Annotated in this window: 13 protein-coding genes; 6 read left to right on the top strand and 7 right to left on the bottom strand. The window is 52.9% G+C overall.

All coding sequences use genetic code 11. The features are described 5' to 3' along the window. Positions 1-9: 9 nt before the first annotated feature. The 3 genes from K5L82_RS11130 to K5L82_RS11120 all read right to left on the bottom strand — a co-directional run bounded on the left by K5L82_RS11130 (position 10) and on the right by K5L82_RS11120 (position 2,897). Positions 10-960 carry a 4Fe-4S binding protein gene (locus K5L82_RS11130; protein ID WP_223134206.1) on the bottom strand — a complete coding sequence of 317 codons (951 nt, stop codon included), beginning with the start codon at positions 958-960 and terminating at the stop codon, positions 10-12. A 61-nt stretch (positions 961-1,021) separates the two neighbouring features. Next, positions 1,022-2,437: a cbb3-type cytochrome c oxidase subunit I gene (locus K5L82_RS11125; protein ID WP_133004613.1), complete on the bottom strand. Its 1,416-nt coding sequence runs from the start codon at positions 2,435-2,437 to the stop codon at positions 1,022-1,024. A gap of 10 nt (positions 2,438-2,447) precedes the next feature. Next, a complete protein-coding gene (locus tag K5L82_RS11120; RefSeq protein ID WP_133004614.1) occupies positions 2,448-2,897 on the bottom strand; it encodes a c-type cytochrome in 450 nt (149 codons plus the stop codon). Positions 2,898-3,086: 189 nt separating this feature from the next. Here K5L82_RS11120 and K5L82_RS11115 point away from each other — a divergent pair, with 189 nt between their 5' ends. After that, entirely contained in the window at positions 3,087-4,004 is a 918-nt protein-coding gene (locus tag K5L82_RS11115) for an AEC family transporter (protein ID WP_133004615.1), read from the top strand. On the opposite strand, the gene K5L82_RS11110 is transcribed toward K5L82_RS11115, so the two are convergent. The 3 genes from K5L82_RS11110 to K5L82_RS11100 all read right to left on the bottom strand — a co-directional run bounded on the left by K5L82_RS11110 (position 4,001) and on the right by K5L82_RS11100 (position 6,797). Beyond that, a complete protein-coding gene (locus K5L82_RS11110; protein WP_223134205.1) occupies positions 4,001-4,660 on the bottom strand; it encodes a cation transporter in 660 nt (219 codons plus the stop codon). The two genes, K5L82_RS11115 and K5L82_RS11110, sit on opposite strands and share 4 nt — an antisense overlap. Positions 4,661-4,739: 79 nt before the next feature. After that, positions 4,740-5,201 carry a Cd(II)/Pb(II)-responsive transcriptional regulator gene (cadR, locus tag K5L82_RS11105; RefSeq protein ID WP_223134204.1) on the bottom strand — a complete coding sequence of 154 codons (462 nt, stop codon included), beginning with the start codon at positions 5,199-5,201 and terminating at the stop codon, positions 4,740-4,742. A 63-nt stretch (positions 5,202-5,264) separates the two neighbouring features. Then, positions 5,265-6,797 carry a cryptochrome/photolyase family protein gene (locus K5L82_RS11100; RefSeq protein WP_133004618.1) on the bottom strand — a complete coding sequence of 511 codons (1,533 nt, stop codon included), beginning with the start codon at positions 6,795-6,797 and terminating at the stop codon, positions 5,265-5,267. Between the two features lie 177 nt (positions 6,798-6,974). Here K5L82_RS11100 and hemN point away from each other — a divergent pair, with 177 nt between their 5' ends. From hemN to K5L82_RS11085, 3 genes are all read left to right on the top strand, one after another. After that, positions 6,975-8,384: an oxygen-independent coproporphyrinogen III oxidase gene (gene hemN / locus K5L82_RS11095; protein WP_223134203.1), complete on the top strand. Its 1,410-nt coding sequence runs from the start codon at positions 6,975-6,977 to the stop codon at positions 8,382-8,384. A 517-nt stretch (positions 8,385-8,901) separates the two neighbouring features. Next, the gene (locus K5L82_RS11090) at positions 8,902-10,581 is read left to right on the top strand and encodes a sodium:solute symporter family protein (RefSeq protein WP_223134202.1); all 1,680 of its coding nucleotides are present in this window, start codon (positions 8,902-8,904) and stop codon (positions 10,579-10,581) included. Further along, positions 10,578-10,712 carry a putative transporter small subunit gene (locus K5L82_RS11085; RefSeq protein ID WP_223134201.1) on the top strand — a complete coding sequence of 45 codons (135 nt, stop codon included), beginning with the start codon at positions 10,578-10,580 and terminating at the stop codon, positions 10,710-10,712. Before K5L82_RS11090 ends, K5L82_RS11085 begins: the two co-directional genes overlap by 4 nt. A 64-nt stretch (positions 10,713-10,776) precedes the next feature. Here K5L82_RS11085 and K5L82_RS11080 read toward each other — a convergent pair whose 3' ends face one another. Then, positions 10,777-13,503, bottom strand: coding sequence for an EAL domain-containing protein (locus tag K5L82_RS11080; protein ID WP_223134200.1), 2,727 nt, complete (start codon positions 13,501-13,503; stop codon positions 10,777-10,779). Positions 13,504-13,743: 240 nt separating this feature from the next. Here K5L82_RS11080 and K5L82_RS11075 point away from each other — a divergent pair, with 240 nt between their 5' ends. Both K5L82_RS11075 and K5L82_RS11070 read left to right on the top strand, forming a co-directional pair. Continuing rightward, the gene (locus K5L82_RS11075; RefSeq protein ID WP_133004622.1) at positions 13,744-14,739 is read left to right on the top strand and encodes a peptidase U32 family protein; all 996 of its coding nucleotides are present in this window, start codon (positions 13,744-13,746) and stop codon (positions 14,737-14,739) included. Positions 14,740-14,751: 12 nt separating this feature from the next. Then, positions 14,752-15,645 (top strand): U32 family peptidase, encoded by an 894-nt coding sequence (locus K5L82_RS11070; RefSeq protein WP_133004623.1) that lies wholly within the window; start codon positions 14,752-14,754, stop codon positions 15,643-15,645. The last annotated feature ends 10 nt before the right edge of the window (positions 15,646-15,655 follow it).

The raw sequence follows: 15,655 nt of genomic DNA, 5'->3' as shown, positions 1-15,655 counted from the left end.
CTCCTTAACTCAGGCGCGCGGTTGACGCGACTTGGTATCAATTTCTCGCACCGGGATTAGCACCGTTTGTTTACCGGGTATTCCGGGCTCCCAGGTCAGCAGTGAGCCTTCCGGATTGTCTTTTTGTACGTCGCGGCAAGCACTTACACATTGCAGGCATTGAGTGCATGAGAACTTTGCGCGTTTATGACTGCGAGTAGGTAATCGCATCGGACAGGCTTCGTCGCAGGCCTTGGTGCAGTCGCGGCAAGCGGCCGCACGCTTGGTATCGAAGGTCACGACGTTGCCTTTGCCGTTGGCCATCCATGCAATGCTCTGCACCAGCCCAACAGCGCAGCCGTATTTACAGAACAAATGACGGGCGAACAGAAAATCAAAGGTGAATGCGGCGGTGGCTACGCCAAGAAAAATAGCCGGGTACAAGCCAATTTGGCCGGTAACCAGATCGGTATATAGTGGAATAGGAGGTAATAGATAAGACAGCAACGCCAAGGCCCAGGAAAAACCGATGAGCGCACAAACCAGCGTCAGGCCAGCCCAGTGAATGGCTTTGCCTGTGCTGCCTTTGTTTAGGGCCTCCCAAAGAGTAGGGCGGCCGGTGATGCGAGTCATTAGGCCATTGATGGTTTCAACAACCGAAAAGTGGGGACACAGCCAGCCGCAGTACAAACGTCCCCATTTGAATGCGATCCCGAGCGCCAAGGGCACCAAAACAAGAATAGGCAGGATGAACCAAAAAAGAATCTGTCCGGCGACTTCGGCTGGCGAGCTTTGCGCCACCCAATCGAGGTGCAGATTAAACGAAAGCGGAAAACCCAACAGAACAAAATGGGTTTCGGTCAGGTCGTAGCGAAAAATATTGAGTACAGGCGCAAGCAAAAAGAGCAGGAAAAAGGCACCGCGGGTAATCAGGCGCTTCTGCTGGAGAGTATCTTCAGGATTGACGGTTTGCGCATGCACGGAGTTGGTCCAAAGTTGATGTGAGTGCCGGGGCCCCGAAGGCCCCGGCGGTTACGCTTTCTCAGGACTCAGCGTTGGCGACGCCACGGACTTCTTCAGCGGGGTCAGCCTGACCCTTGATGAAGAAGCTGCAGAAGTACACCACCAGGCCAGCCATAAAGAAGCAGCCAGCGACAAGACGCATCCAGTAGAAAATGGTGATCTGGTCTTGGCCTGCCATGAAGGACATAGCGCTGCCACTTTCCGGTATACGCTGCAGCCAAACTTGCAGTACGCCCGCGCCGGTCAGGAACAAGGTGATGAACACCATAGAGATGGTCATCAGCCAGAAGCCCCACATTTCAACGATCTGTGCCGTGTTGCTGTTGCCGTATGGACGGCCGCGCATGATGGGCACAGCGTAGGAAATGATGGTCAGCACGATCATGACATAAGCGCCGTAGAACGCCATGTGGCCGTGTGCTGCGGTGATCTGGCTACCGTGAGTGTAATAGTTCACAGGAGCAAGAGTGTGCAGGAAGCCCCAAACACCAGCACCCAGGAACGCCATAACAGTCGTACCCATTGCCCACAGAGTGGCGGCCTTGTTCGGGTGGTTCCGACGACGGCGGTTGATCATGTTGAAGGCGAACACCACCATCATGAAGAACGGTAACGGCTCGATCGCAGAGAACACAGAACCCAGCCACAGCCAATACTCAGGCGGCCCAATGAAGAAGAAGTGGTGACCGGTACCGATGATGCCGGAGATCAAAGCCATCGCGATGATCAGGTACAGCCACTTCTCGATGACCTCACGGTCCACACCGGTGAGCTTGATCAGAACATAGGCCAGAATAGCGCCCATGATCAGTTCCCATACACCTTCAACCCACAGGTGAACAACGAACCACCAGAAGTACTTGTCGGTGGTCAGGTTGGAGGGGTTGTAGAAAGAGAACAGCCACAGTACGGCCAAGCCAACCAGTCCAGTGATCAGTACGATGTTGACCACCGTTTTGCGACCTTTGAGCGCTGTCATCGCAATGTTGTACAGGAATGCCACAACCACAACCGCTATACCGATTTTGGTAATGGTGGGCTGCTCGAGGAATTCCCGGCCCATGGTGGGTAATAGTCTGTTGAGAGTGATGTCCGCCAGAGTGGCGTAGTCTACAAACAGATAGCCCAGAATGGTCAAGGTGCCCGCAGCGGCGAAAACCCAGAACAGAATCCACGCCAGCAGGGGGCTGTGCAGTTCAGTTTGAGATTCTTCCGGAACCATGTAGTAGGTCGCGCCCATAAAGCCGAATAACAGCCAGACAATCAGCAGGTTGGTGTGTACCATCCGCGCAACGTTGAACGGGATTTCCGGGAAAAGGAAGTCGCCAACAACGTATTGGAGCCCAAGAATCAGACCGAACAGAATCTGGCCGGCAAACAGAATCAGGGCAAAAATGAAGTAGGGCATTGCTACCCGTTGAGATTCGTATTTCATGTCTGCTTCCTTAGCCTTCGATGTTTGGCGGCCAGTTGTTGTCGTCGATCTTGGACGTCCATTCCAGGAACGCGGCCAGTGCATCGATGTCTTCGTCGCTTAGATTGAAGTTCGGCATTTGGCGGCGGCCAGGGATGTTCGTAGGCATCGCGTTCATCCACGCGCGCATATAAGACTTGAATACTTCAGTATCGCTAGCGCCGCGGCGGTCAAACACGTTCGCAAGTTCGGGCGCAAAATAGGCACCTTCACCCATCAGCGAATGACAGCCTACGCAGTTATTGGTCTCCCAAATATGTTTTCCGTGAACGACTTGTTCGGTGATTTGGTCGCGGTTGTCCCGCTCGGGCATAGCCCGAAGCTGTGTGTCAAAAGTCAGGGCCAAGAACAACAGGATGAAGAATGCACTTCCTCCCAGGTATATGTTCCTGGCCATGCTTTTGGTAAAGCGCTCGGCCATGGGTTTCTCTCCTTGGTTGTTAGAAATAACTGACTGCGGCACTAGGATATAAAGATGTATTTGTGATGCTGTTGATCATTATCAAAGATGCCTAGACGTTTCTCTATTGCGCCGGGGAGTTACCTCTACATGGGTAGGTGGTAGACTGCCCCGCTTGCAGTATTCGTTGGTAATTGGCTTGGAGGCACCATGGCAGCTGCGCTGGCCCTGTTTATAAAACTTCTACCTCTATACGTTACGGTTGCCCTTGGTTGGGTAGCGGGGCGCTATTTGGAGGTCAGCGGAAAGCACATTGCAGGCATGATGTTGTACATCGTGACGCCTTCTGTGGTGTTCTCGGGTGTGATGGCAGCCCCCCTGTCGGCAGAGGTGATTTTGCTACCGTTTCTGGTGATGGGGTTTTGCACACTGATCGCATTGCTGCATATGGTTTTCGCTCGCAAACTTCTGAACGATGGCAGTGAAGTGGTCATACCTTTGACCGTGGGAACAGGGAATACCGGTTACTTTGGTATCCCGGTTGCCCTGTTGCTGTTCGGGGAGCAAGGACTGGCGATTTATATCGTTTGCATGCTTGGTACGACCTTGTTTGAAAACTCCGTCGGGTTTTATCTGGCCGCACGGGGGAGATACAGCGTTCGGGATGCGTTGGTTCGGGTGGCAAAACTGCCCTCGGTCTATGCCTTCCTGCTGGCAGTATCACTGAACCTTTCGGGGGTGGGGATTCCTGATCCTTTCATGCCGCTGTTTGATAACTTGCGAGGCGCATACAGCATCTTGGGCATGATGATTATCGGAATGAGTATTCTGAGCTTCAGAGGGCTGGCCGGAAACCCGGTTTTTACCGGGCTGGCGTTTTTCGGAAAGTTTGTGTCTTGGCCGGTGCTGGCCTTGGCGTTCTGGTGGCTGGATGCCAGTGTGCTGGGCATCTACGACCAAGCCGTACATCAGGCGATTTTTCTGATTTCCATCACTCCGATAGCCGCCAATACGGTGGTCATCGCCACGCTGCTGGATGCATCCCCCCAGCAGGCGGCTGGTACCACACTGCTCAGTACGTTGTTTGCGCTTGGCTTTATTCCAGTGATGGTGTCATGGGTGTTTTAGTGGCTGTGTGAGGGCGATGTTGCCGCCTCGTGTGCCAGATTCTCCGCGCGGGCCTCGGTAATATCCTTTTTAGCATGGCGTACCACACTAAACCCTGCGGTGATGGCTAATGTGCCCATAATCGCGGCCACGACCAAGTCCGGCCATGCGGTGCCGGTGCCGAACACGCCCAGTGCGGCGCCCATAACGGCGATGTTACTGATGGCATCGTTGCGGCTGCAGAGCCATACCGAGCGCATATCAGAATCGCCTTCCCGAAATTTGAACAATACAACTGCCACGCAAACGTTGGCCAGCAGTGCGAGAAAACCGATACTGCCCATGGTGAAAGGTTCGGGTGTAGTGCCAGCCTCCAGTACCCACAGCGCCCGGGCCCAGACAACTAAGCCAAACACGGCCATGGTGATGCCTTTGACCATGGCCGCACGGCCACGCCATAGCATGCCCATGGAAAGAACCGTAAGTGACAGAATGTAGTTGGCACTGTCGCCAAAGAAGTCGATAGCGTCGGCCATGAGTGAAACCGAACCGGACGAAAGACTGGCAACGCCTTCCACCAGAAACATGGCAAGGTTCACCCATAGAGCAAACCACAAAGCGCGACGGAAGCCGGGGGCGGGTGTTTTTGGTGTAGGGGCAGAACAGGAGCAAGCCATAGTAACCTCCAATGAATCCATGCCGCTATTAAAAACCCTGTAGTTGCTACAGGGTCAAGCCCTTTGAACACCTACCTATTTATTCGCCGCTTCCGGCACCATGGGTGCCAGGAACATGATTGTGCGGCTTGACTGCAGAGAGTTTCCCAAGTTCGGTGTTGAGCCCGTCAAGAATGCCGCAATCGCTGATGGCACCGGGGGAGCCGCAGGCGCGTTGAAGGCTCACCAAGGTTTGTTCGAGGCTGGCTAACTCCAGCAAACGGGCTCGAACATGAGAGAGGTGGCTCGCGAGCAGCGCATCGACTTCCGAACAGTCGGCGGTGGGTTTTTCTTCCAGCCGAAGCAATTCTCGAATTTCGTCTTGCGCCATATCCAAATTGCGACACCGCCGGATAAACAACAGGCGGTCCAGGTGTGCTTTGACGTAGCTTCGGTACCCGTTTTCCCCGCGCTCCGGGGCTGGCATCAGGCCGATCTTTTCGTAGTAGCGAATGGTTTCGACGGGCACGTTGGCCTGTTGGGAGAGTGCGCCGATTTTCATGTTATACCTCGTTCAGCATAAGGACTTTACTGTTACTCACTTTATGCGTCAGGTAAACCATTGTTAAAGTTCTTCGATGTGTTCGAGAATCCACTCAGCGCGCTTTATCAGCGCCTCGCGCCGCTCCGGTTTCTGTTTGTCCCAGTTCCGATACATCATGCCCATGCGATGATTGTTGGCGAAATCGTCTCGGTGTCGGTCGATGAAATGCCAGTAAAGGCTGTTAAACGGGCAGGCATCTTCGCTTGTGGCATCCTGAACGCGGTAATGGCAGTTCTGGCAGTGGTCGGACATCCGTTGGATGTATTTGCCGCTGGCTGCGTAGGGCTTGGAGCCTAAGTATCCGCCATCCGCGTGCATCACCATGCCGAGTACATTGGGCAGCTCAACCCAGTCGTAGGCATCGGCGTACACGGCCAGATACCAATCACAGATTTCTTCGGGTTTGATCCCGGCCAGAAGCGCGAAGTTGCCGGTCACCATTAAACGCTGAATGTGGTGGGCATAGGCATTCCGGTAGGTGGCATCGATCGCTTTGTGCATGCACCGCATTTTGGTGTCGCCGGTCCAGTAAAACCACGGCAACGAGCGCGTATTGCCCAAACGGTTTTCACGGGCGTAATCGGGCATTAATCGCCAGTAAATTCCGCGGACAAACTCACGCCAGCCAAGAATCTGACGCACAAATCCTTCAACAGCATTGAGCGGTGCTTGGCCCGAGTGCCAGGCGCGGACTGCGGCTTCACAGACATCCATTGGGGCTAGCAAGCCGATATTAATATAAGGCGATAAGATGGCGTGAAACAGCCATTCTTCATGGTCAGATATCGCGTCCTGATAGTCTCCGAAGCAGGGCAGGGCGAAGTCGATAAAGTATTCCAGTGCCTGCAGGGCTTGGTCAGCGGTGACGGCAAAGTGAAAATCGTCGGTTGTGCCAAAGTGTTCCGAAAACTGCTCGTCCACTTGTTTGATGACTTCTCGTGTGATGTCGTCTGGCTCGGCTCGAAACGGTCTGGGAGCAGGGGGCTTGCCCGTCCACTTTTTGCGGTTGTCAGCATCGTAATTCCAGTGCCCGCCTTCTGGTTGCCCGTCCGGAGTCATCAATAGGCCGGTTTTCTTGCGCATCTCCCGGTAAAAGAATTCCATGCGTAATTGCTTCTTGCCATCTGCCCATTCGGCAAATTCTTTGTGACTGCAGATAAACCGAGTGTCCGGACGAATTTCGACGGGAATACCCAGGCTTTTGTGCCACTGACTGATTTGGGTGTGCAAACGCCATTCACCGCACTCGGTGGTGACAAGGCGTTCCGGTTGGTGCTGTTGCACCACAGTGGTTATGTACTGCTCCAGAGATAGCGCAGGGGTATCCAGAGTGTAGCGCTGGTATTGAACTCGCCAGCCGTGCTGCTCCAATTCTTGGGCGAAGTGCCTCATGGCACTGAAAACGAGCACCAGCTTTTTCTTGTGATGATTGGTATAGCTGGCTTCATCATGAACCTCGGCCATCACGATCAGATCGTTGTCCTTATCAGCTTCTTCAAGGGCAGACAGGGTTGTGCTGAGCTGATCACCAAGAATCAAAATGAGGTTGGCCATAGCGTTCTCCGGTAAAGTTTATCCTTAAGGGGTAGATGAACTACGCCATGAGCACAAGTTTGGTTTAAAGCGCCGAGTGATAAGCTTTACTGATCCGTATCAATAGATACAACGGGCCGCTGAGGCATAATTCTTGTCTTTCGGTTTACCGCTTTACCTGACGTTAGAGTTACCACTATGGCTTCATCGATGTCTGCAGACAGCAACCTGCCCGCCTTTATTTGGGACGAGGCGCTGATTCGTCGCTACGATCTCAGTGGCCCACGATACACCTCCTATCCAACGGCGGTGGAGTTTACTCAGGAATACTCTATCGAAGACATGGTGAAGGCTGCCGGTCGGAGTAAAGCCGCGGGTGGGCCGATTTCGCTTTATACCCACCTGCCGTTTTGTGCACACCTTTGTTACTACTGTGCCTGTAATAAGGTGATCACCAAAAAGCGCGACAAAGCGATGCCTTATGTCGAGCGTGTTCTGAAAGAGGCGGCTATCCAATCGAAGTTGTTTGGTGCAGATCGGCCCGTGCAACAGCTGCATTGGGGCGGTGGCACACCCACCTTCTTGCCGAAAGATGTGATGCAGCATCTGATGGAGGGCTATGGTGAACTGTTCAATCTGCAGTCTGGAGACGATCGGGACTACAGCGTTGAAATTGACCCTCGTGAAGTAGACGAAGATACCCTGCCCACCCTTTGGAAGCTGGGGTTCAATCGTATTAGCCTGGGCGTACAAGACGTTAACCCGGAAGTGCAAAAAGCGGTTAACCGCATACAGCCCCGGGAAATGACAGAAGGTGTATTGAACGAGGCGCGCCGCCTTGGTTTTCGTTCAATCAACCTGGACCTGATCTATGGATTGCCACACCAGACTCCGGAGAGTTTCGCGGAAACTCTGGAAACGGTAATCGAAATGTCGCCAGATAGGTTGTCAGTATTCAGCTACGCACACCTGCCAGACCGTTTCTATCCGCAAACCCGAATACTGGCCGATACCTTGCCAACCCCGCAGCAGAAGTTGACGATCCTTCATAACACCATCAATCGGTTGCTCGAAGCAGGTTACGAATATATTGGCATGGACCACTTCGCCAAACCTGATGACAGTTTGGCCGTTGCCCAACGTGAGGGGCGCCTGCACCGGAACTTCCAAGGTTATACCACTCATGCGGACTGTGATTTGGTGTCGTTGGGCGTGTCGGCCATTGGCCAAACTGATGATGCGTACTTCCAGAACAATCACGATTTGCCGTCTTGGGAAGCATCGATTGATGCCGGGCAACTGGCCATTGTACGCGGCGTGGGGCTGAGTCGGGATGACCGCATTCGTCGATGGGTTATTGGCCAATTGATTTGCCAGTTCCGCCTGGATCGCAAGCAATTTTCCGACCAATGGAATGAAGACTTCGAACGCTACTTTGCCGATGAAATAGTGCGCCTGAAACCCATGATTCAGGACGAACTGATCGCCGATGCCGGTTCAGTATTGCAGGTACAACCAGCAGGAAGATTGTTAATTCGTGCCATTTGTCAGATTTTCGATCTGTATCGGAAAGAGGGCGCCAGCCAGCGATTTTCCCGGATCATCTGAAAACAACAAACCTGATGTCAATCAATAAACAGGGCTGCCTTCGGGTAGCCCTGTTTGCGTTGGGTCATCGGTCAGTCCTGGAAAGAATGTGAGTTGGTATTTGTGTCGCACACTAATGTTCTGCCCTCTATAGACTAGACAGTGTGCCGTAAAATGCGTATGGTTTTTCGGCCTCACGTCTGGGCATCTATGTGATTAACCCGAAAATCAATGCATAGAAGGCATCTATTCCGAGAGCCAGAGAGGCCTCTGGTTCCTGAAATGGTCGTCAATTTGTTTTGCTTCTGGTTAAAAGGATCGAAAATACCATGACATCTAAAGAATTTTCAGAGCTTTTGCCTCGCCTCAGTATTCCTTAGCTACTTATAGCTACGGGGCATCTTAGCCCCCCGTCCTGTTGCTCCAAGCAACATCCCCGCTTGAGCGGAAACGACAGCTCCCTGCTCGATCCTTGGTGACCGAAGATGATCATTCGGGCAGACAGCGGTTTTTTGTTTCTTCGAAAAGAGGTTGAGCCTTGAACGAGAACGGATTTACCCAGTTTTCTACAGTAACCGTGCTGTTACTGCTTGCTGCCTTCTACGGTGGTACCTATTTGCTGACTTTGCTCATCCGCAAAGACAAGGAAGATACTTCTGGCTTTATGGTGGCAGGCCACCAGGTTGGTTTCGGAATGGGGGCGGCCAGTATGACCGCCACCTGGATATGGGCTGCATCGTTCTACGCGGCGGCTACGTCGGGTTACACCTACGGCGTGTCGGGGCCGATTCACTACGGTTTCTGGGGCGCGTTGATGATTCTGTTCATCTATCCGTTTGGTCGCCGCTTCCGCGAGCTAGCGCCTAACGGGCACACGCTGGGTGAGCTTATCCATGCGCGTCACGGCTCGTCCAGTCAGCTGATTTTGGCCGGCTCCAACGTGTTGGGCAGCGTTATCAGCTTGATGGTGAATTTCACTGCGGCGGGTGCCCTGGTTTCTGTATTGTCACCCCTATCGTTTGAAACCGGTGTCCTCGTGGCTGGTGTGGGCGTCCTGTCTTACACCTTGACCTCTGGCTTCCGTGCCTCCGTGTTTACCGATTTCGCCCAGTTGGTGGCACTGATGGCGATCGCCGTGGTGATCATCCCGGCTGTGCTGTTTTCTGCCGGCGGCCCGAGTGTGATGGTTGAAGGCCTTAGCCGTATGACAGATGAGCAGGCCAGTCTATTCTCGGTGGATGCGATCATGAATCAGGGCGCTCCGTTCTTCGTTGCGGTGCTGGCTTACGCCATCGGTAATCAGACCATTTCACAGCGCTTGTTTGCGGTTCGTGAAAAGAACATTAAGTCCACCTTCGTTACGGCCACACTCGGATACGGTGCGATCGTGATCGGATTGGGCATGATCGGCTTGATGGCACTGTCTGTCGGAGTCGAGCCGATTAACGGCGAAATGAACAACTTGATTCCGCAGATGGTTTCTACTTATTTATCGCCGTTCTTCGTAGCGCTGTTCTTCGTGTTGGTGATCGGTTCTCTATCGTCAACCGCAGACTCTGATCTATCGGCGTTGTCCACCATCATGATGGCCGACGTGTACGGTAAAAATATCGCTAAGAATGATCCGAATCCGAAGGTCATGATGATGGTTGGCCGAATCACCATGATTGTGGCCACGGTTGCCGGCCTTATTTTCGCCAGCTTCTCGTTGGATATCTTGGTGATGCTGGTGTTTGTCGGTGCCTTGTGGGGCGCGATTGTGTTCCCTGTCATCGTTAGCTGTTTTTGGGACAGGGTTACCAACGCCGCCTTTACTTGGTCGGTTGTGGTGGCAATGGCCTTCTTCTGCATCGCTCGTTTCGAGTTGGTAGAGATGGCAGGGCTAACCGTACTGCTGTTTGAAATCCTGGCCTCAGCAGGTGGTGCTGTGGTGATCGGCATGATGGTATTCGGTTTCTTTGGCCGCGCGGCCGGACTGATTGCTGGTGCGATTACCTTGGTGCTGATGCTGATTTTTGCGACCGGATTCCTGCGTGACTACATGGTTCTGGTGGCATCACTGACGGCATACGGTGCCAGCGCTCTGGTTTGCACAGCAATGACACTGCTTAGTAAAGAAGAGCGTTTTGACTTTGATTTGATCAAAAAACGGGTCGGCTGCTACGACGACGTAGAAGTTGACGAGACTGTTGATATGATACCGGAGGGTGCAAAATGACAAACGAATTGGTTTATGGCGCGTATATTCTGGTGTGGCCCGCTCTTACATTGGGCGTACTGGTGGTTATCTGTGGCGCAGTAGCACGGGATGCCCGTAATTGCCGAAAATCGGATGAAGATTTGATCTGATTAATACTAGGCAGTCTTTTTTGACACAGCAGCCCTTCGGGGCTGCTCTTTGTTTTTACGTCCACTATTTATCGAGCCAGCTTTGGGCATTGCGCCAGCCTGCAAGCCATTCGCGAACTTGCTCAGCAGGCATTGGTCGGCCAATACCGAATCCTTGTCCGGAAATGCACCCGAGCGCGATAAGTTCTTTCGCCTGTTCCTCGGTTTCCACCCCTTCCGCAATGACCTTAAAACCAAACGCATCTGCTAGCCCGATAATGCCTTTTACGATTGCTTTGCTGCCCGCTTCGTTCTGCATGTCGCGCACAAAGCATTGATCAATTTTCAGGGTTTCAGCCGGAAGCTGTTTTAAATAATTCAACGATGCATAGCCTGTACCGAAATCATCCAATGATGCGCGAATACCCAGAGCCCGACACTGCTCAAGTACATTGCTCGCAAGCTGTATGTCGTTGATTGCTGTACTTTCCAGAATCTCGAGCTCCAGATCAGAAGGGTTGAAGCCCGGATGGCGTTGAAGCTGCTCTTCGAGTTCCGGTACGAAATTGGGGGCCAGCAACTGTAAAGAGTTAATGTTGATGCTAACGGAGGTGTAAATGCCCTCAGCCTTCCAGCGCTCGATCTGAGCAATGGCCGTTTGAATGACCCAATTGCCCACGGTCATGGATATCGGATGTTGTTCAATGTGAGGGAGAAATTCTCCGGGCAGCACCATCCCCCGGTTGGGGGCTTGCCACCGAAGCAGAGCCTCGAAACCGAGCACGTCACCCGTTTGCATATTGACCTTGGGTTGAAAATGCAAAACGAGTTCATCGTATTCCAGCGCGTTCTCTACCTGTTTTAACAGCTGTGATAACGCGGTTTCGCTGCGGTCTTTTTCAGAATCAAACCAGATTAAACGGCCGCGTCCGTTTCGTTTTGCGTCATGTAGAGCTTGGGTGGCGTGACGGATGAGGGTGTCTCCGTCAGAGCTGTCTTCCGGGAAGTAGGTGGCGCCGATGCTGGTCGCCACCGAAACGGACAGCCCGTCGAGGTTGATGGGGTTAGCAAGATCTTTCTGGACACGCTCAAGTATCTGACTGACCAGCGTTAAGTTGCTAACGGATTCCAAAACGAGGAGGAATTCATCGCCGCCGGTGCGTGCGAGCGAATCGACTTCACGTAAATTGGCAAACAAGCGTTGGCCGACGATTTCGAGCAGCCGATCGCCCACATCGTGGCCATGACGTTCGTTGATCTGTCTGAAATGATCAATGTCCAAGGCCGCGACAACCACTCCTTTTCCTCTGTGATCCGATAGATTGAGTGCGTGCCTCAGCCGGTCTCGGATCAGAGCCTCGTTGGGTAACTTTGTCAGGGGGTCGTGATAGGCGTTGAACTTCAGCTGCGCCTCGTGTTGCCTGGCTCGTTCAGTGATGTCTGAAGACACCGACACAAAATAGTTATTGACGCCTTTTCGGTTCTTGACTGCACTGATGGTGGTCCACTCTGCGTAAAACTCGCCGTTTTTCCGGCGATTCCAAATTTCGCCTTGCCAGCTGCCGGTGTGCGTTAGTTGTTGCCACAGTCGCTTATAAAAGGCTTTGTCTTGCCGGCCGGACTGGAGCATCCGGGAGTTTTGGCCTAGAACCTCGCGCCGCGTGTAACCGGTAATGTCGGTGAAGGCTTTGTTTACTTCAATGATATTGGCGTTACGGTCGGTGATCGTCACTCGGTCGTGGCTATGGTCGAAGACCGCTTCGGCGAGTTGTAGTTGGGTTTTGATGTGTCGTAACACCAGATACGCGAAGCCTAAACTGCCGAATAGGATTAACGGCGAGAAGATAATGTAGCGCCATAAGTGCTGCTGAGCGTTGGCGCGCATCAAGGAGGTTTCCTGAAGTATGTCCTGTGCAAGCACGGATTCGGTCTTACTGAGTTTGGCGATACGCTCGTTTTGGTGACCGACCCAATCCTGCAGCGACATACCTTTTAATAATATGGCTTTGTCGGGTGCTTTAATCAGTTGATCACGGAATTGAACACTTTTCGGAACAATGGGAAGTGCTTGGAGGCCCATACGTGAATCGGTTTGAGTATCCAGCATGATGCGGGCGCTGAACTGGCGTCCCACGTTATATATGAGCTCTTGGTGTTGGCTTTCGGTGAGCGTTTGACGGATAAGCGCTCCGGAGATAAGTACACGCTCCCGCCCGACAAGCTCTTTTAATCGGCTGGTTAGGAAGTAAGCCCGTAGTTTTCGGCCAACGTGGTTTAAGCTGGTTTGCTCTGAAAGGTGACTGATCAGTTCGTTGAGCGCGTCAATGTGATGAGTTAGGTAATTGCGAGCCTCGCTACTGGAAATACTCATTGAATCGATGCGTTGCCTGAACGTTGGCAAGCGTGCCAGCGCTTTCGTCCGGCGTTTGAGGCTCTCTTCAAAATTCGATGTAGCTATGGTGCGGCTAGGCTCCGTCAGAGCTGATTTCAGTGTCACCAGTCTTTGATCGGTAATCGTGCGTGCTTCTAAAAGTTTCTCGGAGTGAAGTCGTCCCTGACTTGCAACATAAATGCTGCTTGATGCCCGTTCGTTTTGCAGTGCGCTCACCAAAAAGCCGGCATCAACCGCGTGCTGGGTATCTTTCTCAAGCGCGGAAAGCTGCTGGGCGCTTTGAAACAGCTGTAGGCCATTGGCTAGAGACATCCACACCACAGCGATAAACAACGGTGTAAACGTCAGAAAAGCACGAGTCGCCAGAGAAAGTTTGTCGAACCGCCGGATCGCTTTTTCAATGCAATGTCTGAAGAACATGTATCCGGATATCCTGAGCCCAGCGTGGATTTCACGCCGGTTGTTTGAAATAACCATTTATAAAATGTGGTTAATGGTACGGGTCTTGTCGATTCGGGTCACCGGTTTATTGCGTATCTTTGGTAGCAACAGGCCTCTTATAAGTACCTTTCCTTATGCATTGAGGCTCGCTGATATCGGTCAAGGTGATCGTGCGGGTGCAACGGTACTGTGCTGAAACGTTTTTCAGTGGAGAATGCCATGGAACTTGTCTGCCCCGCCGGAAGTCTGCCCGCTCTGAAAACCGCAGTGGATCATGGTGCAGATGCGGTATATCTCGGGTTTCGAGACAGCACCAATGCCCGACAATTCGCAGGTCTCAACTTTAACGACAAGCGTGCTGGTGAGGGAATCGAATACGCACACTCGAAAGGAAGCAGGGTTTTCTGTGCGATCAACACGTACCCCCAGCCTGATGGGTGGGAACAATGGAAAACGGCTGTGGATCGTGCTGCCAGTTTGGGGGTGGATGCCATAATCCTTGCGGATATGGGCCTGCTGGATTACGCCGCGAATAAGTACCCGCACATACCACGGCATCTTTCGGTTCAGGGCTCCGCCACCAGTTACGAAGCCTTGTCGTTCTATAAAGATAATTTCGATATCCGTCGGGCGGTTTTGCCCCGTGTTCTCTCTCTGGATCAGGTTCGGGGAGTGGCCAAGCATAGCCCCGTGGAATTGGAAGTTTTTGCCTTTGGCAGTCTGTGCATCATGGCCGAAGGTCGTTGTTATCTGTCGTCCTATCTGACCGACGAATCTCCGAATACACGCGGTGCTTGTTCGCCTGCAAAGGCGGTACGTTGGCAAGAAACCCCGGATGGGCTGGAATCACGGCTGAACGACGTTTTGATTGACCGCTACGGGCCGGGCGAATCTGCAGGATATCCCACGTTATGTAAGGGCCGGTTCGACGTTGAAGGCAGTGTCTATCACGCCATCGAAGAGCCCGTCAGCCTCAATACCATGGATTTACTGCCTGACTTGAAGTCATTGGGTATCAGTGCGGTCAAAATCGAAGGGCGGCAACGCAGCCCGGCTTATATTGCTGATGTTGCCCGTACCTGGCGCCAGGCTTTGGATGGACTGGATGCCCATCCCGGGATGTTTGCGGTTGAGCCCGCATGGCGCAATACCTTATCTGGCCTTTCCGAGGGTGGCTTGACCACCATTGGTGCTTACCATCGAAAATGGAAATGAGGGGCTGTGATCATGATGAAATTGTCTCTGGGCCCGATACTTTGGTTCTGGTCCAAACAAAGTGTTTTTGATTTTTATGCTAAGGCCGCGGAATGGCCGGTTGATACCCTTTATTTAGGGGAAGTGGTGTGCTCCCGGCGGCGGGAACTGAAGCCTGATGACTGGATTGATCTTGCCAGGGATTTGAAAGCCTGCGGCAAAAACGTAGTGCTATCAACCCTAACGTTGATCGAGTCTGAAGCCGACCTGAGGCGGCTACGCCGGTTTTGCGAGCAGGGCGACTTTATGGTGGAAGCCAACGACCAGAGTGCTCTGCAGGTAGCGGCTCGTAATCGCATTCCGTTTGTCACCGGGCCGTCCATGAATATCTATAACGTGGCCACTTTGAAAATTCTGGCAAATCAAGGGCTGCAAGGGTGGAATCTGCCGGTTGAATTAGGCCGGGACACGCTCGGCCAGCTGATTCGTGAACTGGAACAGGAAGGATTGGAGTTACCGGCGGAAGTCTTCTCGTGGGGTTTCCTGCCGTTAGCTTGGTCATCCCGATGCTTCACGGCGCGGCATTACAACTTGCCGAAAGACAACTGCGAATTTCGGTGCCTGGAGCACCCGGATGGCATGGAACTGCGTTCCCGCGAGAATCAAGAGCTGTTTCGTTTGAACGGTATTTCCACGTTGTCCGGATCACGCTACGACCTGATGAGGGAGCTGCCCGAGATGGAGCGGATGGGGGTTTCAACCGTTCGCTTGAGCCCGGAGCATCAAGGTATGGATGATGTGGTGAAGCGTTTCGATCAGGTTCGGAGAGGCGAAACGCCAGACACAAATCCGTTGCAGCTGGTGGAAGCGCCACCTTGCGATGGCTATTGGTATGGTCGTCCTGGCATGGATCAGGTCAGAAACTAACGACGTCGTG

The organism is Marinobacter sp. AL4B, from assembly GCF_019916045.1.
Classification (GTDB): Bacteria; Pseudomonadota; Gammaproteobacteria; order Pseudomonadales; family Oleiphilaceae; genus Marinobacter.
Note: the sequence above shows the minus strand (reverse complement) of the source record. Positions and strands in the feature narration are given on the sequence as shown.